Annotated in this window: 20 protein-coding genes; 11 read left to right on the top strand and 9 right to left on the bottom strand. The window is 67.6% G+C overall.

What is annotated here, in order from left to right; all coding sequences use genetic code 11:
- Window positions 1–11: 11 nt before the first annotated feature.
- The 6 genes from AOM45_RS17875 to tig form a co-directional block, all read right to left on the bottom strand.
- Complete coding sequence (locus tag AOM45_RS17875; protein ID WP_030468154.1) at window positions 12–314, bottom strand: hypothetical protein; 303 nt, start codon at window positions 312–314, stop codon at window positions 12–14.
- An 87-nt stretch (window positions 315–401) separates the two neighbouring features.
- Window positions 402–980, bottom strand: a complete 579-nt coding sequence (locus AOM45_RS17870) for an RBBP9/YdeN family alpha/beta hydrolase (RefSeq protein ID WP_030468155.1) — start codon at window positions 978–980, stop codon at window positions 402–404.
- Window positions 981–1122: 142 nt separating this feature from the next.
- On the bottom strand, window positions 1123–2403 hold the full coding sequence (gene clpX, locus AOM45_RS17865) for an ATP-dependent Clp protease ATP-binding subunit ClpX (RefSeq protein ID WP_030468156.1): 1281 nt from the start codon (window positions 2401–2403) through the stop codon (window positions 1123–1125).
- 324 nt (window positions 2404–2727) lie between these two features.
- Window positions 2728–3342, bottom strand: a complete 615-nt coding sequence (locus AOM45_RS17860) for an ATP-dependent Clp protease proteolytic subunit (protein ID WP_154697940.1) — start codon at window positions 3340–3342, stop codon at window positions 2728–2730.
- 36 nt (window positions 3343–3378) lie between these two features.
- Window positions 3379–3963 carry an ATP-dependent Clp protease proteolytic subunit gene (locus AOM45_RS17855; protein ID WP_030468158.1) on the bottom strand — a complete coding sequence of 195 codons (585 nt, stop codon included), beginning with the start codon at window positions 3961–3963 and terminating at the stop codon, window positions 3379–3381.
- Between the two features lie 187 nt (window positions 3964–4150).
- Window positions 4151–5494, bottom strand: coding sequence for a trigger factor (tig, locus tag AOM45_RS17850; protein ID WP_030468159.1), 1344 nt, complete (start codon window positions 5492–5494; stop codon window positions 4151–4153).
- A gap of 192 nt (window positions 5495–5686) precedes the next feature.
- Here tig and AOM45_RS17845 point away from each other — a divergent pair, with 192 nt between their 5' ends.
- Together AOM45_RS17845 and AOM45_RS17840 are read left to right on the top strand one after the other, a co-directional pair.
- Entirely contained in the window at window positions 5687–6412 is a 726-nt protein-coding gene (locus AOM45_RS17845; protein WP_030468160.1) for a hypothetical protein, read from the top strand.
- A gap of 291 nt (window positions 6413–6703) precedes the next feature.
- A complete protein-coding gene (locus AOM45_RS17840; protein WP_030468161.1) occupies window positions 6704–7603 on the top strand; it encodes a LysR family transcriptional regulator in 900 nt (299 codons plus the stop codon).
- A gap of 494 nt (window positions 7604–8097) precedes the next feature.
- Here AOM45_RS17840 and AOM45_RS17835 read toward each other — a convergent pair whose 3' ends face one another.
- Window positions 8098–9111 carry a LacI family DNA-binding transcriptional regulator gene (locus tag AOM45_RS17835; RefSeq protein ID WP_030468162.1) on the bottom strand — a complete coding sequence of 338 codons (1014 nt, stop codon included), beginning with the start codon at window positions 9109–9111 and terminating at the stop codon, window positions 8098–8100.
- 100 nt (window positions 9112–9211) lie between these two features.
- Between AOM45_RS17835 and AOM45_RS17830 the strand changes: the two genes are divergently transcribed.
- The 8 genes from AOM45_RS17830 (at window position 9212) to AOM45_RS17795 (ending at window position 20185) form a co-directional block, all read left to right on the top strand.
- Window positions 9212–10477 (top strand): ABC transporter substrate-binding protein, encoded by a 1266-nt coding sequence (locus AOM45_RS17830; RefSeq protein WP_156093865.1) that lies wholly within the window; start codon window positions 9212–9214, stop codon window positions 10475–10477.
- Between the two features lie 10 nt (window positions 10478–10487).
- On the top strand, window positions 10488–11357 hold the full coding sequence (locus AOM45_RS17825; protein WP_030468164.1) for a carbohydrate ABC transporter permease: 870 nt from the start codon (window positions 10488–10490) through the stop codon (window positions 11355–11357).
- Entirely contained in the window at window positions 11354–12175 is an 822-nt protein-coding gene (locus AOM45_RS17820) for a carbohydrate ABC transporter permease (protein ID WP_030468165.1), read from the top strand. Before AOM45_RS17825 ends, AOM45_RS17820 begins: the two co-directional genes overlap by 4 nt.
- A 22-nt stretch (window positions 12176–12197) precedes the next feature.
- Complete coding sequence (locus AOM45_RS17815) at window positions 12198–13316, top strand: glycoside hydrolase 5 family protein (RefSeq protein WP_059362564.1); 1119 nt, start codon at window positions 12198–12200, stop codon at window positions 13314–13316.
- Between the two features lie 7 nt (window positions 13317–13323).
- The gene (locus tag AOM45_RS17810) at window positions 13324–16230 is read left to right on the top strand and encodes an alpha-mannosidase (protein WP_030468167.1); all 2907 of its coding nucleotides are present in this window, start codon (window positions 13324–13326) and stop codon (window positions 16228–16230) included.
- A gap of 3 nt (window positions 16231–16233) precedes the next feature.
- The gene (locus AOM45_RS17805) at window positions 16234–17133 is read left to right on the top strand and encodes a glycoside hydrolase family 18 protein (RefSeq protein WP_030468168.1); all 900 of its coding nucleotides are present in this window, start codon (window positions 16234–16236) and stop codon (window positions 17131–17133) included.
- Window positions 17134–17250: 117 nt separating this feature from the next.
- Window positions 17251–18708: a PKD domain-containing protein gene (locus AOM45_RS17800; protein WP_081902178.1), complete on the top strand. Its 1458-nt coding sequence runs from the start codon at window positions 17251–17253 to the stop codon at window positions 18706–18708.
- A gap of 13 nt (window positions 18709–18721) precedes the next feature.
- The gene (locus AOM45_RS17795) at window positions 18722–20185 is read left to right on the top strand and encodes a PKD domain-containing protein (protein WP_030468170.1); all 1464 of its coding nucleotides are present in this window, start codon (window positions 18722–18724) and stop codon (window positions 20183–20185) included.
- On the opposite strand, the gene AOM45_RS17790 is transcribed toward AOM45_RS17795, so the two are convergent.
- Window positions 20182–21318: a cytochrome P450 gene (locus AOM45_RS17790; protein ID WP_156093866.1), complete on the bottom strand. Its 1137-nt coding sequence runs from the start codon at window positions 21316–21318 to the stop codon at window positions 20182–20184. The genes AOM45_RS17795 and AOM45_RS17790 overlap by 4 nt on opposite strands.
- Window positions 21319–21500: 182 nt before the next feature.
- Here AOM45_RS17790 and AOM45_RS50915 point away from each other — a divergent pair, with 182 nt between their 5' ends.
- Complete coding sequence (locus AOM45_RS50915; RefSeq protein WP_156093867.1) at window positions 21501–21677, top strand: hypothetical protein; 177 nt, start codon at window positions 21501–21503, stop codon at window positions 21675–21677.
- Between the two features lie 548 nt (window positions 21678–22225).
- Here the strand turns inward: AOM45_RS50915 and AOM45_RS17780 are convergent.
- A complete protein-coding gene (locus tag AOM45_RS17780) occupies window positions 22226–23179 on the bottom strand; it encodes an ABC transporter substrate-binding protein (RefSeq protein WP_030468173.1) in 954 nt (317 codons plus the stop codon).
- Window positions 23180–23190: the final 11 nt, after the last annotated feature.

Raw genomic sequence — 23190 nt, 5'->3', positions numbered from 1 at the left:
CGTCCCCCTTGTCAGATCCGAACCGCCACCCGTCCGTGGTGCAGCCAGCGCACGAAACCCCGCTCGTCACGTCCACAAAGGACGGTCGTCGGGTGGCGGCCGCCGACGGGTTCGACCGCGATCACCCGTATCCCGCCGCCGACACTCGGCGTCACGTGCACGTCAACCTGTCCTGTGCGGTACGTGCCAACGGCTTTCCCGACTTCCACCGGCGCGGGCGCGTCGAACAGCCCCTCGTTGGCCAACTGCACGACGAGGGTCGCGGTCCCGACCTTCGTGATCGGCCCGACCTGGAACAGCGACGAGGTGGTCACCGCCGCACCGGCGCCGGTGCGCCTCGACGAGCTCGGGCAGCCCGCGGGCCAGCCACTCGATCACCATTGCCCCCCCAGCAACAGTCTCTAGCGCGGTGAGAGCGGCACCGTCTTCGACCGCACCCACTTGAGCACCGACGGCCACTCCCCGTAGCCCGCGTCGGTGTTGATGTGCGCCGCCCCCGGCAGGACGTCGATCTCGATCCGCAACGCCTCGGCGAGCTGCTTCGAGGCGGTCATCGAGCAGTACGGGTCACCCTCGCCCACGACCAGGCGGGTGTCGGTGGCGGCGCGGCGCAGGCCCGCTGGGTCGAGCGGGGCGGGGAAGAACGACTTGATCGCGCGTTCCGGGTGGTCCGGGGCGGGCGGCGCCACCAGGAGCACGCGGTCGACGTGTCCGATGCCCTGACGGGCGGCGTGGTGCAGCCACAGGTAGCAGCCGAGTGAGTGGGCCACGACGACCCGTTCGCGGTCGGCCGGGGCGGCTTCGAGGTGGGTGTCGAGCTCACGCAGCCAGGTGGCCAGGTCGGGCTCGTCCGGGTCGCTGAAATGCGGCATGTCGGCGAGGCCGCCGTGCTCGGACACCGTGCGGGCGAGCCAGCTCTGCCAGTGGTCGGGGCCCGAGCCGGTCCAGCCGTGGATGAGGAGCACGTGAGGCAGCGACATGACTCCACCTTAGAACGCCGAAAGGGCGCCCGGCCGGAACCGGACGCCCTTTCGAACAAAGATCGCTTACGCCGACTTCCCGCCTCGGAGGTTCGGAGGTGTCCCCCCGGCCAGCACGAGAGAGAAGTCCACTGCGAGCACGCTACGCCGACTTCTCTCGCCGCTCCCGGCGCGAGGGCTGCCGGGCCACGATCGTCGGGTTCACGTTCTCCTTCACCGTCTGCTCGGTGATGACGACCTTGGCGACGTCCGTGCGGCTCGGGATGTCGTACATCACCGGGAGCAGGACCTCTTCCATGATCGCGCGCAGACCACGAGCACCGGTGCCGCGCAGGATCGCCTGGTCGGCGACCGCTTCGAGCGCGGTCTTGGTGAACTCGAGCTCGACGCCGTCCATCTCGAAGAGCTTCTGGTACTGCTTGACCAGGGCGTTCTTCGGCTCGGTGAGGATCATCACCAGCGACGGCTTGTCGAGGTTCGTGACGGAGGCGACCATCGGCAGACGCCCGATGAACTCGGGGATCAGGCCGAACTTGATCAGGTCCTCCGGCATGGAGTCGGCGAAGTAGTCCGCCGCGTCCACCTCGGCCTTGGAGCGCACCTCGGCACCGAAGCCCAGGCCGCGCTTGCCGACGCGGTCCTGAATGATCTTCTCGAGGCCCGCGAAGGCGCCCGCCACGATGAACAGCACGTTCGTCGTGTCGATCTGGATGAACTCCTGGTGCGGGTGCTTGCGGCCGCCCTGCGGGGGCACCGATGCGGTGGTGCCTTCCAGGATCTTGAGCAGCGCCTGCTGGACGCCCTCACCGGACACGTCGCGCGTGATCGACGGGTTTTCACTCTTTCGAGCGATCTTGTCGACCTCGTCGATGTAGATGATGCCCGTCTCGGCGCGCTTCACGTCGTAGTCCGCGGCCTGGATGAGCTTCAGGAGGATGTTCTCGACGTCCTCACCGACGTAGCCGGCCTCCGTCAGCGCGGTCGCGTCGGCGATGGCGAACGGCACGTTCAGCATCTTCGCGAGCGTCTGCGCGAGGTAGGTCTTGCCGCAGCCCGTCGGGCCGAGCATCAAGATGTTCGACTTCGCCAGCTCGACGCCGTCGTCACGACCCTCGCGCCCGCGGTCGCCCGCCTGGATGCGCTTGTAGTGGTTGTAGACGGCGACGGAGAGGGTGCGCTTGGCATCACTCTGGCCGATGACGTACTGGTCGAGGAACTCGTGGATCTCGGCGGGCTTCGGCAGCTCGTCGAGCTTCACGTCGCCGGCTTCGGCCAGCTCCTCCTCGATGATCTCGTTGCAGAGATCGATGCACTCATCGCAGATGTAGACGCCGGGGCCGGCGATGAGTTTCTTCACCTGCTTCTGGCTCTTTCCGCAGAAAGAGCACTTCAGCAAGTCGCCGCCGTCACCGATACGCGCCATGACCGCTGACCTATGTCCCCTCCGGCGCACACCTGCTGTAGTGCGCCTGCTGACTTGCTGTGGCAGTCCCACTGGCTGTGGGTGCTGAGCCCGTTCTCCTGACGGTACCTGGCCTACCCCGTTTCAGGGGAGGACCAGCGTCCCTCCGACGCGCCGATCAGGCCAGTTAACCGGTCACACCGGCGTGTCGGACGGGTGCGCGGCTCCGAGGGCTGGAGTTTCCCAGCCCTCGGGAGGCCCGGGGGTCCGGGGTGTCCCCCGACGAACCCGGGCGGTGGGCGAGGCGAGTGCTCTTCGCGAGCACACCTCACCCACCGGCGCCCGTCAGGACTTGGCCGAGAGCTTGCGGTAGGGCAGCACCGAGTCGACGATGCCGTACTCCTTGGCCTCGTCGGCCGTGAGGATCCGGTCGCGCTCGATGCTCTCGCGGACCTCCTCTGCCGTCCGGTTGGTGTGCCGCGCGAGGGTGGACTCCATCAGGCGGCGCACGCGCTGGATCTCGTTCGACTGGATCTCCAGGTCGGACACCTGACCGTACGCACCCTCCATGGAGGGCTGGTGGATCAGGATTCGCGCGTTCGGCAGCGCGTGGCGCTTGCCGGGCGTGCCGGCGGCCAGCAGCACCGCGGCGGCCGAGGCGGCCTGGCCGAGGCAGTACGTCTGGATGTCCGGGCGGACGAACTGCATGGTGTCGTAGATGGCCATCAGCGAGGTGAACGAGCCACCCGGCGAGTTGATGTACATCAGGATGTCGCGGTCGGGGTCCTCGGACTCGAGCACCAGCAGCTGCGCCATCACGTCGTTGGCCGAAGCGTCGTCAACCTGCACGCCGAGGAAGATGATGCGCTCCTCGAACAGCTTGTTGTACGGGTTCGACTCCTTCATGCCGTAGCTGGTGCGCTCGACGAACGACGGCAGCACGTACCGCGACTGAGGCATGTGGAACTGGCTCACTTCGAGATCTCCTAGCTGACGTCAGTTGCTCGAGCCGACCGGCTGCGCGCGGGTAACGACCTTGTCGACGAAGCCGTACTCCAGCGCTTCCTGCGCGGTGAACCAGCGGTCGCGGTCGGAGTCCTGGATGATGCGCTCGACCGGCTGGCCGGTGTGCTCGGCGATCAGCTCGGCCATCTCGCGCTTGGTGCGCGTCAGCATGTCCGCCTGGATCGCGATGTCCGCGGCCGTACCGCCGACACCGGCCGACGGCTGGTGCATGAGGATGCGCGCGTGCGGAAGCGCCTGGCGCTTGCCAGGAGCACCCGCGGAGAGCAGGAACTGCCCCATCGAGGCCGCGAGACCCATCGCGACGGTGGCCACGTCCGGCTCGATGAGCTGCATCGTGTCGTAGATGGCCATGCCCGCCGTGACGGAACCACCCGGCGAGTTGATGTAGAGGGTGATGTCCTTCTCGGGGTCCTCAGCGGCCAGCAGCAGCAGCTGAGCGGTGATCTGGTTGGCGATGCCCTCTTCGACCTGCGATCCCAGGACGATGATCCGCTCGCGGAGCAGCCGCTCGTACACCGAGTCGTTGAGGTTCATCCCGGCGGTGGCCGACCGCATCTCGGGGGTCGGGAAGGAGTGCTGCGTCACGTCTGCCTGCCTAACTCCAGGTGGAACGAATCTGGATGCCAAAACTCTCTGCGATCGACCTTAACGAAGACGGGCGGCGTCAGATGCCCGACACCGCCCGCGTTCGCTCAGGGCTGCATTTCCGGCGCTCGCCCGCTCGCGCGGGGAGTGACGGGAGCTACTCCGCGTCCTCTCCGGACTTGGTCTCGCCGAAGAGCTCCTCGAGGTCCAGCTTGGTGCCCGAGGTGTCGCTCACCGTGGCCTGGCGCACGACGCTCGCCAGCGCCTTGCCGCGGCGGACGTCGGCGAAGATCGCGCCGAGCTGACCGGACTGCTGCGCGCGCTTGACGTACTCGTCGGGCGAGATGCCGAAGCGCTGGGCCTGGTAGATGATCCGCTCGGTCAGCTCGCCGTCGGACACCGTGACCTGCTCGGCGTCGGCGATCGAGTCGAGCACCAGCTGCGTCTTGACGGCCTGCTCGGCGGCCTTGCGCAGCTCGGTGTCGAACTCCTCCTCCGACTGGCCCTGCTCCTCGAGCCACGACGCGAACTTCGCGTCGTCGTGGTCGAAGGCGTGCACGGCGTCGTGCTTGCGGGCGTCGATCTCGCCCTGGACGATGCCCTCGGGCAGCGGGACCTCGGTGGTCTCCAGCAGCGCCTCGAGGACCTTGTCGCGCGCCTGGACGCCCTGCTGCATCTTCTTGACGCGGGCCAGGCGGGTCTTCAGGTCGTCCTTGAGCTCGTCGAGCGTGTCGAACTCGCTGGCGAGCTGCGCGAACTCGTCGTCCAGCTCGGGCAGCTGACGCTCCTTGACGGAGTTCAGCACGACGGACACCTCGGCCTCGCGGCCGGTGTGCTCACCCGCGACGAGCGTGGTGGAGAAGGTCTTGGTCTCGCCCTCGGAGGCGCCGACGAGCGCGTCGTCGATGCCTTCGACGAGCTGGCCGGAGCCGATCTCGTAGGACAGGCCGGTGGTGCGGGCCTCCTCGACCTCCTCGCCGTCGACCGTGGCGGACAGGTCGATGCTGACGAAGTCGCCGGTCTCGGCCGGGCGGGTGACGCCGGCGAGCGTGCCGAAGCGGGCGCGCAGCTCGTCGAGCTGGGTGGTCACGTCCTCGTCGGTTACCTCCTGCTCGTCGACGGTCACGGCGAGCTCGCCGAACGCGGGCACGGTGATCTCGGGCCGGACGTCGACCTCGGCGGTGAACTCGAGCGTCTCGCCGTCCTCGATCTTGGTGACCTCGAAGTCGGGACGGCCGAGCGTCCGGACCTCACCCGCGGAGACCGCTTCCAGGTACTTGGCCGGGATGGCCTCCTGGATGACCTCGTCCAGGACCGGCGCGCGGCCGATGCGGCTCTCCAGCACCTTGGCCGGGGCCTTGCCCGGACGGAAGCCGGGGATGCGGACCTGCTTCGCGAGCTTCCGGTACGCCTGGTCGAAGTTCGACTTGAGCTCGTCGAACGGCACCTCGACGTTGATCCGGACCCTCGTCGGGCTCAGGTGCTCGACGGTGCTCTTCAACGTGGACTCCTCGATACGAACAAGAACGTGCAAGACAGCCGGTACCGCCACACAGGGCGCCCGGATTCCCAGCGAGTCTAGGCGAGACCCGCGCTGTGACCGCCGCCACCCCGGTTCCGCGCCCGTGACCCGACTGTGAGCCACCCCCGATTGGCTTCCGGGCACGACTTCTTCTCAGTTGGGGGAACAACGATGAAGCGTCACCGCACGAGACTCCTCGCGCTGACGGCCGCGACCGCCGCGTTGATCGGCCTGACCACGGCACCGGCGGCCACCGCGGCCACACCACCGGAAGCCACCGTCGCCGCCTACATCTACACCGACGGCACCACCTCGGAAGGCCTGGTCGCCGAGAACGCCGACCTCTCCGCACCACAGCTGGCCTCCGGCTACACCGAGGCCCACCGCGGCTGGGACATCCGCCTGTCCGACGAGGACTACAACGCGGGCATGCCGACCCAGTCGTTCCGCGCCATCGCCGCCCACCGCGAGACCAACGCGAGCGCGATCGCCGGAGGCTTCGTCTCCCTGTTGGACGGCGACGTCCGCGACGTCCCGTTCGCCGTGGTGAAACTCGGCCAGCGCTACCACTCCTGCTCGGTCGGCAGGCCGTTCAGCAACACCGACCGGGACCGCCCGCGCCTGTGGCTGCGCCAGACCGACGGCGAGCTCTACGAGATCAAGGGCGAACTCACGAGCTGGACGAGCGCCATGCCCCCGACCTCCCGCCAGACCGTCCGCATGCCCACCACCGTGAAGGTCAACCGCCTGACGACCACCACCGAGCTCTCCACGTACCCCGAGTTCGCCAAGTACGACGGCCGCCCGGAGTCCGGTGGCGGCGGCTACGAACTGCAGATCACCCAGGCCGACACGACCTACCGCATCCTCGTGGCCGCAGCCGCCGCGTCCTGTTAGTCCCCGCACTCCACCAGCGCCGCCGCCCACCCCGGGGCGGCGGCGTTTTTGTTCGCCTGCCGAACCACTTAACAGAAAAGAGTCATCCGACTACGGCCCGTCAAAGGCGACGTTTAAATTTCACTCTTTCGGCCGCAGCCACGTTTCCCAACCGATCAAGATGACTCCGTTAGCACTAATCGGGACGTCGCGGCAGACAGGTAGCGTTACGACTCCCGAACCACGCGTAACAGGACCACGGGAACGAACGAGAAAAAGTCGTCGCACCGTTTTACTCCGAGGATCCGCCTGATGGAGACACGCCAGCTTCTCGCGTTCACAACCGTGGTACAGACAGGGAGCTTCACCAAGGCCGCAGCCACGCTCAACTGCTCGCAGCCAACCATCACGACCCGCATCAAGGCCCTCGAGGAGGGCCTCGGCGTCGTCCTTTTCCGCCGTCTCCCCCGAGGTATCCAGATGACGTCGGCGGGCGTGGAACTCCTCCCGTTCGCACGAAACATCATCAACCTCACCGAAAAGGCCCGAAAAGCCATAACGATGAACGGCGAGCCCCACGGCAAACTCGTCATCGGTTCCGCACAGAGTTTGACCGACTACCGCCTGTTACCACTCATCGAATACATGTGCTGGCGCTACCCGTCCGTCCAACTCTCCCTGCACTCGCGCAACGCCCTGAACAACCTCAACTCGGTGCGCGACGGCCAGTTGGACTGCGCCTTCTTCATCGGAGCCATCGAGCCCCGCGAGGGCCTCGAAACCACAGTCCTCTGCCCCGAACCTCTCGTCATGGTCGCGGGCCCCAACCACGTGTTGGCCCAGCGCCAGTCCCTGACCGAGGACGACATCACCAGCAGCACCCTGATCCGCGCGGAGAACGGCGCCTCGTACCACGAACTGTTCGAGAACAGCCTCGGCTTCGACGACACCAGAGCCCCCGTCCTGGAACTGGACTCGGTGGACGCGGCGAAACGAGCAGTGGCCTCAGGCCTCGGCATCGCCCTGATGCCAGAGGTGACCGTGTCCTCCGAGCTGGCGGAAGGCAGGTTGGTCCGCTTGCCCTGGTCCCCGACGTTCCGCGTCTACACGCAGTTCGGCTGGCGCCAGGACAACTCGACGAACCCGGCGGTCACAGCCCTGGTCTCCGCAGCAGCACAGGTGGTCAGCGACCAGGTGGCTTCACTGACCTGACCCCCGCGACGCCGCAGGCGAGCCCGAGCGGCGAGGCCGAAGGCGAGCCGCCCCAAGGCGAGGCCGAAGGCGAGCCGACGCGAAGGCGCAGCCGAGCCGTCCTTGCTTGAAACCGCAAGGTTCCGGCGGTGTGGTCCCGTCACGAGTCGTGCCACAGCTCTTGTCGCGCCCGAGGGGAGAGGTCAAGTCGCACGCTTTTCGCGACTTGACCTCTCCCCTCGGGTGTGACTCGCTCCTGGCACGGCTCGTGACGGGACCACACCGCCCGAACCGCACCACCAACGCAACGCGCAGCCGCCGAAAGCAACAGGCGTGCCATCAACCCGCCCACGGCGCTGGACTGGTCCTTGATCAGATTGGCGGGGTCTGGGGCGGCGCCCCAGAAAAGGGGAAGCACGCAACCGGCACCCAGCACGCAACCGGCACCCCAAGCACGCAACAAGACCACCTATCGGACACCAAACAGCAAGCCGCCAACGCACCAGGGGGACGACCTACGCACCCGGCGCGCCCCCAGAAGACCCCCGAACCACCAACTCAGGCAACACATCCTCGACATCCGTGGGCAAAGCCCCACCCACCACAGCCAACAACGCCCGAGCCGCCCGAGCCCCAAACGCGAACGTGTCCCGAGACAACGCAGTCAACCGCCCGTGCTGACACAAAACCGAGTCGTCCCAAGCAACAATCGACAACTCCGCAGGCACCGCAACCCCCAACGAAGAAGCAACCTCGACCCCAGCCACGGCCATCACATCGTTGTCGTAAACGATCGCCGTAGGACGATCACCGCGCGACAACAACTCCCGAGTAGCAGCGGCCCCGGACTCCGCCGAGTAGTCCCCGTACACCACAACACCGTCCACACCACCGCTCGCACCACCGTCCACAACAGACGAAGCAAACGCCTCATCCCGCCGCACCGTGTGCAACAACGACCCCAACCCGGCAATCCGGGCAATCCGCCGATGCCCCAACGACTTCAAATACTCCACAACAGAAGTCATCGCCGCGTAGTCATCAGCCCACACGGATGCCAGCTCCCCGTGGTGCCCGGCCCCACCCACCACAACAGCCGGCAGCCCCAACGACGACATCAACTCCACCCGCGGATCCGACACCAGCAGATCCACGAGGAACACCCCGTCAACTCGGTGCTCCGCCCACCACCGCCGATACAGCTCGATCTCCGCCTCGCGCGACTCCACCACCTGCAGCAGCAACGCGGAAGACATCGCGGACTGCATCCCGGCGATCAGCTGGAAGAAGAACGCCTCGTCCCCCAACGCCCGCGGCGGCCGCACCAGCACCAGCCCCACCGCGTCGGCCGACGCGGACGACAGCGCCCGCGCGGTCACCGAAGGCCGGTACCCCAGGGACGACGCCACCGCCAGCACGCGCGCGCGAGTCTGCTCGGACACCCCTGACCGGCCGTTCAGGGCCAACGACACGGCCCCTTTGGACACGCCCGCGGCAGCCGCGATGTCCTTGATCGTCGGCCTCTTCACGACAACCCCGCTCTGTCCGGAACAAGACAACTAGACGTTCGGAGGCTAGCCGGAGATAAACCGGTTTAGCTAGGGTCCGCGTCCAAGGAGGTGGGTGTCAATGAAGAGGCGCACGTTCCTCGCGGGCCTGGTGGCCCTCCCGATCACGTCGTCCGTCGCGGGCTGTGGTCTGTCGAGCAACACCGCGAGCAACTCGTCGGCGTCCGGCCAGGTCACCGGTGAGATCACGTTCCAGACCTGGTCTCTCAAGCCCAAGTACACCGATTACGTCAACGGTGTCATCGACGCGTTCCAGAAGCAGCACCAGGGCACCACCGTGAAGTGGGTGGACCAGCCCGCGGACGGGTACCTGGCCAAGGTCATGGCCGACGCGAGCGCGGGGAGCCTCCCCGACGTGATCAACGTGCCGCCGGACCTCAGCTTCCCGCTCGCCAAGGCAGGGCAGCTCGTGAACCTCGACGAGAGCCTGAAAGACGCCAAGCCCGAGTACCTCGAGAACGCCTGGCAGGCGTTCGAGATCCCCGGCAAGGGCGGCTGCTACGGCTTCCCCTGGTACCTCAACACCGGCCCGATCTTCTACAACAAGGCCCTGTTCACGCAGGCAGGCCTCGACCCGAACAAGCCGCCGACGAACTTCAAGGAGCTGGAGCAGCAGGCCCTTCAGCTCGCACAGAAGAAGGTCGCGATGCTCGGCCAGACGCCGTCCATCGCCGACTTCGGGCTCTACGGCGTGAAGGTGTTCGAGAACGACAAGTTCACGTTCAACGAACCCAAGGGCGTCGAGTTCGTCGAGACCTACAAGCGGATGTACGACGTGGGCGCGCTGATCCCCGAGGCGCTGACGCAGAACTACACCGGCGCCGGCGCGAAGTTCATGGCGCAGCAGACCGCGCTCAACCCCGGCAGCGCGTACGACCTCGGCAAGTTCAAGACCGACGCGCCCAGCCTGTACGCGAACATCGGCATCACCAAGCCCATCACGAACACGGGCAGCGCCAACATGTTCCTGCACGGCGTGAGCGTGCCCAAGAGCAGCAAGAACCAGGCGACGGCGCTCGCGTTCGGCCGGTTCGTCACCAACGCCGAGAACCAGGTGAAGTTCGCCAAGCTCGCCTCGATCTTCCCCTCCACCAGCAAGGGCGGCGACGACCCCTACTTCACCACGGAGGACGGCAGCGACGAGGCACGCGTGCGCGTCGCGGCGGCCAAGCAGCTCAAGACCGCCGTCAACTACACGCCCGTGCAGTTCAGCGACCAGATGCGCGAGGCGCTGCTGCAACAGCTCGCGGACGCCATGCTCGGCAAGAAGTCCGCCAAACAGGCCCTCGACGACGCCGTCGCCGAGTGCAACCGGCTCCTCAAGTGATCCCCGGAAAATGACGCACAGGCCCTACACGCCGTGGCTGTTCCTGTTGCCAGGACTGGCCGTCTGCCTCATGTTCACGATCTTCCCGTTCCTGAACATGATCGTGCTCGCGTTCACGGACGCGAGCGCGCTGGGCGGCGGCCAGTTCACCGGCGTCGACAACTTCGTGCGGATGGCGCAGGACCCCAAGTTCTGGCTGGCCGCGCGCAACAGCCTGCTCTACATGATCGGCGTGGTCCCACCACTGGTGCTGTTGCCGCTGCTGATCGCGATGCTCGCGCAGAAGGTCGTGCCGGGCATCGGGATCTTCCGCACGGCGTTCTTCACGCCGGTCATCGCGTCCGCGGTCGTGGTCGGCCTCATCTGGACCTGGCTGCTCGACAGCCGCGGCCTGGTGAACAGCGTCGTGGAAGCGTTGGGTGGCACGAGGATCCCGTTCCTCACCGACTCGACGCTGCTGCTCGTCAGCTCCATGGTCGTCACGGTCTGGCGCGGCCTCGGCTACTACATGGTGATCTACCTGGCCGCGCTCGCGAACGTGCCGAAGGACCTGCACGAGGCCGCGATGGTCGACGGCGCGGGACCGGTGCGCCGCTTCTGGTCGGTCACCGTGCCCGCGCTCAGGCCGACCATGGTGCTCATCGCGGCGCTGAGCGCGGTCAACGGCTTCCGCGTGTTCTCCGAGATCTACCTGCTCTCCGGCGGCACCGGCGGACCGGGCGGGGCCGGCACCACGATGGTGATGCTCATCCAGTCGGTCGGCCGCGGCCTCACCGGCGAGGTCGGGTACGCCTCGGCGCTGAGCTTCGTGCTGTTCGTGATCCTGCTGGGCCTGCTGCTGATCACCCTCAAGCTCAACCGCAGGGAGGACCAGCTGTGAAACCGGCCCACTACAAACTGGCACTGCGCTACCTGGGACTCCTGAGCATCCTCGCGATCAGCATCGGACCGTTCCTCTGGCAGTTCGCGACCAGCATCAAGGGACCGGGCGAGGACGTCTTCGTCCCCGACTTCATCCCGGACGACCCGACGTTCGGCAACTACGCCGCGGTCGCCGAGGTGGTACCGGTCTGGACGTTCGCGCTCAACTCGCTCGGTGTGGCGGGCGTCAACGTCATCACCAACTGCCTGGGCGCGGCCATGGCCGGCTACGCGCTGGCACGGCTGAAGTTCAAGGGCCGCAGGTTCGCCGCGGTGATCTTCGCGAGCAGCATCCTGGTGCCGTTCGAGGCGATCCTGATCTCGCTGTTCCTGGTGATGCGCGGGCTCGGCCTCACCAACACGCTCACCGGCGTCGTCCTGCCCGGCTCGATCGCCGCGCTCAACGTACTGTTGCTGCGCAACGCCTTCCTCGCACTGCCCGCCGAAGTCGAGGAAGCCGCGGTCATCGACGGCGCCAACGCGTGGCAGCGCTTCACCCGCCTCGCGCTGCCGTCGGTGAAGGGCACGCTGGTCGTGGTGGCGCTGTTCTCGTTCATGTTCAGCTGGGACGACTTCCTCTGGCCGCTCGTGGTGCTCAGCGACCAGCAGAAGTACACGCTCACCATCGGCCTGGCGTACCTCCAGGGCACGTTCGTGCAGAACCAGCGGCTGGTGGCGGCGGGCACGATCATCGCCGTCCTCCCGCTGATCCTGCTGTTCCTGTTGCTGCAAAAGCACTTCTTCCGCGGTGTGGGAGAAGGCGCCATCAAGGGATAGAAACCAAGAGGAATTGAACACTGTGCGTTTCGGCGTGAACTACACCCCGTCCACCGGCTGGTTCCACCACTGGCTCGACTTCTCCCTCGACGACGTCAAAGCCGACTTCGAGTCCATCGCGAACCTGGGCCTCGACCACGTGCGGGTCTTCCCGCTGTGGCCGGTGTTCCAGCCCAACCGCGGTCTCGTCCGCCCCACCGCCGTCGAGCAGCTCGCCCGGATGGTCGACGCAGCCCGCGAGACCGGCCTGGACGTGCAGGTCGACGTGCTGCAGGGACACCTGTCGAGCTTCGACTTCTACCCGTCCTGGGTGCAGACCTGGCACCGCCGCAACATCTTCACCGACGCGGACGTGATCAGCGGACAGAGGTTCTACGTCCGCACGCTCGCGGAGGCGTTGCGCGACAAGCCGAACTTCCTCGGCTTCACGCTGGGCAACGAGGTCAACCTGCTCACCGAGTCGAACCCGTGCACCCCCGAGCAGGCGTCGGAGTGGATCGACACCCTGCTCGCGGAGTGCGACAGTGCCGCACCGGGCCTGCCGCACGTGCACTCCGAGTACGACGCGGTCTGGTACGAGAGCGAGCACTCGTTCCTGCCCGAGCACGCGGCCAACAAGGGCGCGATGACCACCGTGCACTCGTGGGTGTTCAACGGCACGGCACAGCGCTACGGCCCCCTCTCGCCTGAGAGCGTTCATCACGCCGAGTACCTGGTGGAACTGGCCAAGGCGCACGCCGAGGACCCGCGACGCCCGGTGTGGCTGCAGGAGGTCGGTGCCGCCCAGCCCGAGATCAGCGCCGAGCAGGCACCCCAGTTCGCCGAGCAAACGCTTGCGAACGCGCTGACCTGCTCGAACCTGTGGGGCGTCACGTGGTGGTGCTCGCACGACGTCGACCGCGCGTTGGTGGACTTCCCCGAACGCGAGTACGAGTTGGGGTTGCTCACGACGGAACGCAAGGTCAAGCCGCTCGGGGAGGCGATCGCCAGGATCGTGCGCGAGGCCGCGCCGGCACCCGCCGAGCGCACACCGATCACGCTGCACGGCGACCGGCCCTCGTGGGGACCTGGTGGCGCTTTCTTCGAAGAGTGGATGTCTCTCGCGCGCAACGGCGTGCGGGCCTCGATCGAGCTGGGGTGACGACGAAGTGCACGACGAACGCGCGCTGCTGGAAGAACGACTCAACCGCACGCTGAAGGAACGCATCCGCCCGGCGATCTACGGCGAGACCGCACCGTTGGAGCTCGCCGTCTGGAACGTCCCGGACGAGCCCGTCCCTGTCGCCGAAGCCCTCCAGGCCACCTACGCACCGGCGAGCGTCGGCGACGCGTGGGGTGCGCCGTGGAGCACGAGCTGGTTCCGGCTGACCGGGCAGGTCCCGCAGGCGTGGCAGGGCAAGCAGGTCGAGGTCGTGCTGGACCTCGGCTTCACCCACCCCGGCCCCGGTTTCCAGTCCGAGGGCCTCGCCTACAACGCGCAGGGCGAGCCGATCAAGGGCATCGAGCCGCGCAACACCTACCTCCCGGTCGACGGTGACGAGGTCCTCTTCTACCTCGAAGCCGCGGGCAACCCGACGATCCTCGACTTCCACCCGTTCCTGCCGACCCCGCTGGGCGACAAGGAAACGGCGGGCACCGACCCGTTGTACAAGATCCTCAAGGCCGAGCTCGCGGTGTTCCAGCCGCAGGTCTGGCACCTGATGCTCGACATCGAGGTGCTCCAAAGCCTGATGAAGGAACTGCCGGACCACGACCCGCGCCGGCACAAGGTTCTGCACGCGCTGGACCGGGCGATGGACGCGCTCGACCCGGGCGAGGTGGCCGCGACCGCCGACCTGGCCCGGGCCGAGCTGGAGCACGTGCTCTCGTTGCCCGCGAACGCCTCCGCGCACAAGATCTCCGCGATCGGCCACGCGCACATCGACTCCGCGTGGCTGTGGCCGCTGCGCGAGACGGTCCGCAAGTGCGCGCGCACGTTCTCCAACGTCACCAAGCTCATGGACTCCTACCCGGACTTCTACTTCGCGTGCTCCCAGGCCCAGCAGTACGCGTGGATGAAGGAGCACCACCCGCACGTCTGGGACCGCGTCCGCGAGAAGGTCCGCGCCGGCCAGTTCGTGCCGGTCGGCGGCATGTGGGTCGAGTCGGACACGAACATGCCCGGCGGAGAGGCGATGGCGCGCCAGCTCGTGCACGGCAAGCGCTTCTTCCTGGACAACTTCGGTGTCGAGACCGAAGAGGTCTGGCTGCCGGACTCCTTCGGCTACAGCGCCGCGCTTCCCCAGCTGATCAAGCTGAGCGGGTCGCGCTGGTTCCTCACCCAGAAGCTGTCGTGGAACCAGATCAACAAGTTCCCGCACCACACGTTCTGGTGGGAGGGCATCGACGGCACGCGGATCTTCACGCACTTCCCGCCCGTCGACACCTACAACTCGTCGCTGTCCGGCGAGGAACTGGCCCGCGCGTCACGCCAGTTCGCCGAGCACGCCAAGGCTTCCCGCTCGCTGGTGCCGTTCGGCTACGGCGACGGCGGTGGCGGCCCCACCCGCGAGATGATGGAGACCGCGCACCGCGTGGCGAACCTCGAAGGCTCACCGACGGTTCGCGTGGAACCTCCGCGCGAGTTCTTCCAGGCCGCGCAGGACGAGTACCCGGACGCCCCGGTGTGGGCGGGCGAGCTGTACCTGGAGAAGCACCGCGCCACCTACACCACGCAGGCCAAGACCAAGCAGGGCAACCGCCGCAGCGAACACCTGCTGCGCGAGGCCGAGCACTGGTCCACGGCCGCCGCTCTCGCCGGCGCCGACTACCCGTACGACGAGCTCGACCGGTTGTGGAAGACCGTGCTGCTGCACCAGTTCCACGACATCCTGCCGGGCAGCTCGATCGCCTGGGTGCACCGCGAGGCCGAGGCCACCTACGCCCGTGTGGCGTCGGAGCTGAAGGCCCTGACCGCGCAGGCCATCGACGTTCTGAAGGGTGACGGCGACGACGAGCTGACGTTCGACGTGCTCGGCGGCGACGCGCCCGAGCCGTTCGTGGCGCCGGAGAACGGCGTGCTGGACAACGGCCGGCTGCGCGTCACGATCGACACCGACGGCATCGTGACCTCGATCCTCGACCTGGAGAACGACCGGGAGGTCCTGCCGCCGCACGGGTTCGCGGGGATGCCGCAGCTGCACCGCGACAACCCGAACCAGTGGGACGCCTGGGACATCGACCCGTTCTACCGCAACTGGAAGGCCGACCTGATCCCGTCCGAACGGGTCGACACCTCCGACGGCATCGTGGTCAGGGCCAAGTTCGGCAACTCGGTGCTCACCCAGACGATCCGGCTGCGCGAGCGCGCGAAGCAGGTCGACTTCGAAACCGAGATCGACTGGCAGGAACGGGAGAAGCTGCTCAAGATCGCGTTCCCGCTCGACCTGCGCGCCGAGGTCTCGGCCGCGGAGACCCAGTTCGGCCACCTGCACCGCCCGGTGCACACCAACACCTCGTGGGAGGCCGCGAAGTTCGAGATCTGCGCCCACCGCTTCCTGCACGTCGGCGAGCCCGGTTACGGCGTCGCGGTCGTCAACGACTCGACCTACGGCCACGAGGTCACCCGCACGACCCGTGAGGACGGCGGAACCACCACGACCGTGCGCCTGTCCCTGCTGCGCGCGCCTCGCTTTCCCGACCCGGAAACTGACCAGGGCGAGCACCGCTTCCGCTACGCCCTGGTGATCGGCGACCTCCCGGCCGCCATCGACGCCGGCTGTCGCATCAACCTGCCGCCGCAGGTCGTCCGCGGCTCCGTGACACCGGAACCGCTGGTGTCCACGGACAACCCCGCGGTCAGGGTCGAGGCCGTGAAACTGGCCGACGACCGGTCGGGCGACGTCGTCGTCCGGCTCTACGAGGCGCACGGCGGCCGAGCCCGCGCCCGCATCAGCACTTCCTTCGCCCACAAGGGAATCCAGGAGACCGACCTGCTCGAACGGCCTCTGGGTGACGCGTCGGCAGAGGTGGTGCTGCGCCCGTTCCAAGTGATCACCCTGCGATTCACGAGGTAACGCATGAAGAAGCTGTTCCTGGCCCTGCTGCTGGTGGCGCTCGCCGCGCCACCGGCCCAGGCGGCCACGCAGAAACGCACAGTCGTCTACTACCAGACCCAGTACAGCAACGGCGCGACCGGCACGTACGTCTCGCCGAAGCCGCTGATCGACCGCAACACCGGCGTGACCGACGTCCTCGTCGCCGCCATCCACCTCAACGAGGACAAGGTCGTCCACCTCAACGACCACCCGCCGTCGCACTCGCGGTACACCCAGATGTGGCGGGACCTCGCCGCGCTGCGGGCTCGCGGCGTCAACGTGATCGGCATGGTGGGCGGCGCCGCGCCGGGCTCGTTCACCAGGCTCGACACCAGGTTCACCGAGTACTACCCGTTGCTGCGGGACGTGATCCGCACCTACCAGCTCAACGGCGTCGACCTCGACGTCGAGGAGCGCATGTCGATCGCGGGCATCCGGCGGGTGATCGACCAGCTGAAGGCGGACTTCGGCGCCGGCTTCATCGTGACGCTGTCCCCCGTGGCGAGTGCGCTGCAGGGAGGCGGCAACCTGTCGGGCTTCAACTACGAGGACCTGTACCGCAGCCACGGCTCGAAGATCGCATGGTTCAACGGCCAGTTCTACAACGGCTGGGGCAACGCGGGCAGCACCGCCCACTACGACCAGATCATCAACCGCCGGGTGATCCCGGCGAACAAGGTCGTGCTCGGCACGCTCACCAACCCGGCCAACGGCGGGTCGGGCTACGTGAGCATCTCCACGCTCAGGAACACCGTGATGTCGTTGAAGACCAAGTACTCCAACTTCGGTGGAGTGGCCGGGTGGGAGTACTTCAACTCGCTGCCCGGTGGCACGGCGGCGCCCTGGCAGTGGGCGGCTGATGTGACGGCCATGCAGAAGTAGGCCGGACAGAGCAATTCGGGCGGGACGTGCAACACACGTCCCGCCCGGAACGATTAAGGGCCGGGGAACTCCCGGCCGTTCGGGCGCGGGGGTCTGGGGACTTGGGGGAGCTTTCGCATGCCTTCCGCACGATCACTGGCGGTCGTGACCGCCGCGCTGATGGGGGTGCTGGTGCCGGGTGTGGCACACGCGGCACCACCGTCCAACGACGACTTTTCCACGTCCACGCAGGTCACGACCCTGCCCTTCAGCGACACGCAGGACATCGGCGGCGCCACGAGGGCGGCGGACGACCCGACCTGGTGCCAGACGTCCGTCGAGCGGTCGGTCTGGTACTCCTACACGCCCACCGCGGACGTGCTGGTGCGGGCCACGACCGCCGGAAGCAGCCAGAGCATGATCACGTCAGCCAGCACGGGCCTGCGTGGTGAGTTGCGCGGCGTGGACGACGCGTGCAGCATCGGTGCCACCTCGCCGATCACGTTCCCCGCCAAGGCGGGCACGACCTACCACTTCCTCGTCGGCGGCTACGGCGGCACGCTGAAGTTCGCGCTCGACCAGCTCGCCCCTGCGGCCAACGACAACTTCGCCCAGGCCCAGCCCGTCACGTTGCCGTTCACCGCGCAGCCGGACGTGACCGTGGCGTCGTTCGAGGCCGACGAGCCCGAGTCGACTTGCGTGTACGACGAGCAGCGACCGTCGGTGTGGTACTCCTACACCGCCCCGGCAGAGGCGCTGTCCGTGGTGCCGAGGGTCCAGGGCAACACGTCGGCCGTCACCGTCTACGCTGGCAGTGACATCACCGGACTCCGCGAGGTCACCTGCGCCGACGGCAACACCTCGCAGCGCGCGATCTTCCGGGCCACTCCCGGCACGACCTACTACCTGCGCTTCACCGCCGCACACCGCAACGTCCAGCCGATCTCCGTGAGCCTGACCGAGGCGCCGCCCCTGCGGCCCTACATCGGCATCGGCGGCAACGGGAACACGGTCTACAGCGACGTGGCGTTCAACGCCGACTCGGCCCCCGACGACGGCGAACTCGCCGCCGAGTGGGACTTCGGCGACGGCACGACCCTGCCGGCCCAGCAGGGTTCGGTGAGCCACCGGTACCAGGCCGACGGCACCTACCGCGTGACCACGAGGGCGACCTCCGCGGACGGCCGCACCGGAACCGCCACCGGGGAGGTGAAGATCGAGACCCACGACGTGGGCATCACGAAGTTCGTCGTCCCGACGTCCGCAAGGGCCGGTCAGAGCAAGCCGATCACCGTGCACGTGGCGAACACGCGGTACCTCGAGAAGACCACCGTCACGTTGTACCGGTCCAACGGCTCGTCGTGGAACGAGGTCGGGCAGTTGACGCTCGACGTGCCCGCGCACCCCACGCGCAAGGTGCAGTTCCCGTTCTCGTACACCTTCACCCCCGAGGACCTGGCGATGGGCAAGGTCGCCTTCCGCGCGGTGGCGTCGCCGTCCTACCCCGTGCGGGACGCACGCCCGCTGGACAACGAGGTCATCTCGATCGCGACGACCGTGCGTCCCGCCGCCGTGACCGACTCGGCCATGAACTGACCTGGGGGACACAATGAGAACCTTCATCGCCACGATGGCGGCCGCACTGGCCACCGCACTGTTGCCGGGTGTCGCACTCGCCGCCGACCCGCCCGCGAACGACGACTTCGGCAACGCCACGACGATCACCGCACTGCCGTTCAGCGCGAAGCTCACCACCGTCGGTGCCACCAAGGCCACCGACGACCCGACCGCGTGCCACTACTGGGGTCAGTCGACCGTGTGGACGCGCTACACCGCGCAGGAGGACGGGTTCCTGCGCGTCTCATCCTCCGGTGGGCCCACCATCGGCGTGTACACCGGCGACCGCGGCGCGCTCACGCTTGTGCCGGGCGCCTGCACCTACAACACCGGATTCACCGCCGACGTGTTCCCGGTGAAGGCCGGCACGACCTACCACTTCGCACTCATCGAGAACTACGCGGGATACGGCCGGGAATTCACCTTCGATCTCACGACGATCCCAGCCGCGCCCAACGACAACCGTGCGTCGGCGACGGTCGTCGGATTCCCCGCGACGCTCGATGGCGACCTGCGCCGAGCGACCAGCGAGCCGGACGAGCTGACGGCGAGCTGTGGTCCGGACGCCAACCAGTCCGTCTGGTTCCGCTACACCCCAGACCGCACGCGCATCGTGCACGTGAAGTGGTCGGTCTGGTCCACCGTGCTGAACGTCCGCCGCGCGGCTGATCTGTCCGAACTGGACTGCGCGGGCGGCTCGGACCCCTACGGCCTGGTGTTCACCGCGACCGCCGGGGAGAGCTACCTGGTCCGCGTCGCCCAGGACGCCGAGAGCGCGGGCCAGTTCAAGGTGAGCTTCGCGAACGCCCCGGCCATCAAGCCCAATGCGTACACGAGCGTGGAGCAGCCGTCGGTCTTCGACGACGTCCAGTTCGAGCCCGGCTCGGGAGATCCGCTCGGCCGTGAGCTGGTGAGCGGCGAGATCCAGTTCGGTGACGGCGCCTCCACGCCGGTCACCGGTACACAGGCAGTCAGCCACCGCTACGCCAAGGACGGCAAGTACACGGTGCGCGTCACCGGCACCACGAAGGACGGCCGCACCGGCACGACCGAGCAGGTGCTGGAGGTGGCGACACACGACGTCAAGCTGTCCGGCCTGTCCGTGCCGTCCACGGCGCGCGCGGGCGAGACCAAGAGGATCAAGGTGTCGGTCACCAACACCCGCTACGACGAGAACGTCCGCGTCTCGCTGAAGCGCAAGTCGGTGCACGGCTACTACGAGGAGGTCGGCTACCTGATCCAGCGCGTCGCTGCGTCGCCCACCGGCAAGGTCGAGTTCCCGTTCGCCTACACCTACACGGCCGCCGACGCGGCGGCCGGCCAGGTGGAATTCAACCTCGTGACCGTGATCAACTCGAACTACGAGGACGCGCAACCGGCGGACAACGAGCTCGTCGCCGTCACCGCGGTGCGCGCGACGGCCGAGAGCGCGACGGCGAACGCCCGCGTCAGCTAGTCGAAGCGGAAGGTGGCTGTCTCGAGGTTGTCGAGCATCCACTCCCGCCGCACGAGCGGTGCGCCGGTTTCCCTGCGCAGCAACGGAAGCCGGCGCACCATCTCCTCCAGCAGCACCCGCTGCTCCAGCCGCGCGAGGTTCGCGCCGAGGCAGTGGTGCGGCCCGTGCCCGAACGACATGATGCGGGTCCGCCGCCGTATGTCGAACACGTTCGGGTCCGGGTAGCGCGCGGGGTCGCGGTTGGCGGCGCTGAGCCACCCGCTCACCCACTGGCCCGCCCGGAGTTGCTGACCACCGATCACGACGTCCCGCAGCACCAGCCGACGCGGGCCTGGGAAGACCGGGTACCACCGCATCGTCTCCTCGACGGCACCGGGGATCAGCGACGGGTCGTCGTGCAGCTCGCTCCACCACCCGTGTTCGGTGAGGAACAGCACGGCGTTCGGAATGCTCGCGAACGTCGTGTCGACGCCGGCGCCCAGCAGCATCGCGCAGTACCCGACGAGGTCCCAGTCCGACAGGGGCCGCCCGTCCACGTGGTAGCCGCCGGTCTGCGCGGCGAGCAGTTCGGCGATCAGCCCGCCCTCCGGCTCGGTGCGCTGACGCTCGATCTCCTCGGCGAAGTACCGCGCCATCTCCTTCTGCGGCGGGACGGTGCTGGTCGTGACCGAGGCCCGGTACCACTCGTCGATCCAGGCGGTCATCTTCGTCTCGGCGCTGAGGTCGAGGCCGAGCAGGTGGCAGATCACCCTGGTGGGCAGCGGCCTAGCGACGCGCGGCACGATATCGAACCCCGACGGCTCGAGCCCGTCGATCAGCTCGGTGGCGATCGCGCGGATCTGGTCTTCGAGCCGGGACATCACGCGAGGGCTGAACGGGTCGGCGACGGCCACCCTCAGGTCGCGGTGGCGTTGCCCGTCCGCGGCCCACATGCCGCTGAGGACGGGGTTGGCGAGCGGCCTCGTCTCGTCGGTGAGGCCGTAGCCGGCCGAGAAGTGCTCCTCGTCGAAGAGCACGCGCTGGACGTCGCTGAGGCTGAAGACGTGCCAGGTGTCGAGCACCTCGTCGAAGTGCACCTCGGTGGTCGGATCGAAGAACTTCGCAGCTCGCATGGGTAAGTGGGCGACAGTCATGCCTTCGATCGTGGTCCCTTACCCGCACCTCGGGAATCGCCTGATCCAGCTACGAGAGCCCGGCGTAAGGGGTCCTGCGGCCGTCCCTTAGGTGATCGTCGGATGTGAGGGGCTACCCCTCAGGACCAATCTCATCCTCGTCAACAGTGACATCTGCACGGCGAAACTGAGGAGTGAGTCAGATGGAATGGACGCCCGAAGCGATCAAGGCCGAGATCGACTACCGGCAGGCCGCCCTGCACGAGGACGCCCGCCGCGTCCGGGAGTACTACCACAACGGCGGGCAGCCGCGTTCGTGGTGGCACCGGATGACGCATCGGCACGAGCCTGAGGTACCGAACGGGCAACAGGCCGCGTGATGCCGGGGGTATGGGCGTCTGCGATCACTATCGGCTCGGGGGCCGGTAGTGCTTGCAGACGCCTTTCCGCGCGTTGACCTCGCGGCGTCACCCGACTGCCATGACCGGGAGTGTTGATGGACGCCGCCACGCGGTCGGCGACGAGGTCCTCCCGGCTCGGGTGCCGAGCTCAGCGGGGGTGGACGACGATCCGGTTCGCCACCGGCAGGGTCAGCTCCACGGTCGGTGGGACGACCGGCAGTGCCGTCCGCGGCCGCGACTGCCCCGTTCGTGAGCCCGGGCTCGCGACCCCGACGACGATGCACTCCCGCTGCCGTGTCGAACCGTCACAGGTCGCGTCCCTGCCGCAGCCGATGCACGACGCCGACCTGGGGTGTGCTGCCACCGCACGTCGAGGGCTCTCGAACGTCCAGACGACCGGCCGTCAGCTGTTTCGCGGTCGGTGAGCCGTTCGACCCACTCAACCCCGTGGTGTGCAGCGGACGTGGAACTGCCGGCCCCCGCCGCGTCCGGCCAGCGGAACACGGCGAAGACCGGCAGTCACAGCACTAGGCCTTGGCCATCCAGGCCTTGACCTTGTCGCCGTTGGCCTCGACCCACTTCTTGGCCGCGTCCTCCGGCTTCATCTTGTCCTCGGCGATGTACTTCGCGACCGTGTTCTGGTCCTCGTTGGTCCACTTGAAGTTCTTGACCAACTGGAACGCGGGACCGTTGGCATCGGCGAACTTCTTGGACACGATCTTGTCGAGGTCGTAGTCCGGGTAGTCGCAGGCGACCTTCTCGGCGTCGGCGTCACAGCCCGCCTTGTACTCGGGCAGCTTCACCTTCTCGAGCTTGATCTCGTTGAGCAGCCACTGCGGCGAGTAGAAGTAGCCGATGACCCACTTCTTGTCCTTCTCCGCCTGGCGGAAGGCCTGGATCAACGCGGTCTCGCTGCCGCCGTAGACGACCTTGTAGTTCAACGAGAGGTTCTTCACCAGAGCCTCGTCGTTGGTCACGAACGACGGGTCGCCGTCGAGCAGCTGGCCCTTGTCGCCCGACTCGGACGTCTTGAACTGGTCGGCGTACTTGTTGAGGTTGTTCCAGTCCAGGATGTCGGGGTGCTCCTTGGCGAGCCACGGCGGCACGTACCAGCCGATCTGGCCCTTCACGCCCGTCGAACCCGCGCTGACGGCGGTCTTCTGCTCGTCGATGTACTTCTTGCGCAGGTCGTCGTGGCCCCAGTTCTCGACCACCGCGTCGACCTCACCGGTGCCGAAGCCCTGCCAGGCGACCTCTTCCTTGAGCTCCTTCTTGGTGACCTTGCACTTGAGTTCCTTCTCGGCCACGTACGCGAGAACCGCCGCGTTCGCCTCGTAGCCGACCCACGGGTTGACCGCGAGGTTGAACGTGCCGCAGTCGCCGGTCGCGCCCGAGGACGAGTCACCGACCTTGGCGCCACCGCAACCTGAAAGCGCGAGTGCCCCTACGAGCACCGCTCCCAGCACGTTGTGCCTTGCCACTTTCCAGACCT

Source organism: Lentzea aerocolonigenes (assembly GCF_000974445.1).
Classification (GTDB): Bacteria; Actinomycetota; Actinomycetes; order Mycobacteriales; family Pseudonocardiaceae; genus Lentzea; species Lentzea aerocolonigenes.
This window is presented reverse-complemented; position numbering and strand designations above follow the sequence as displayed.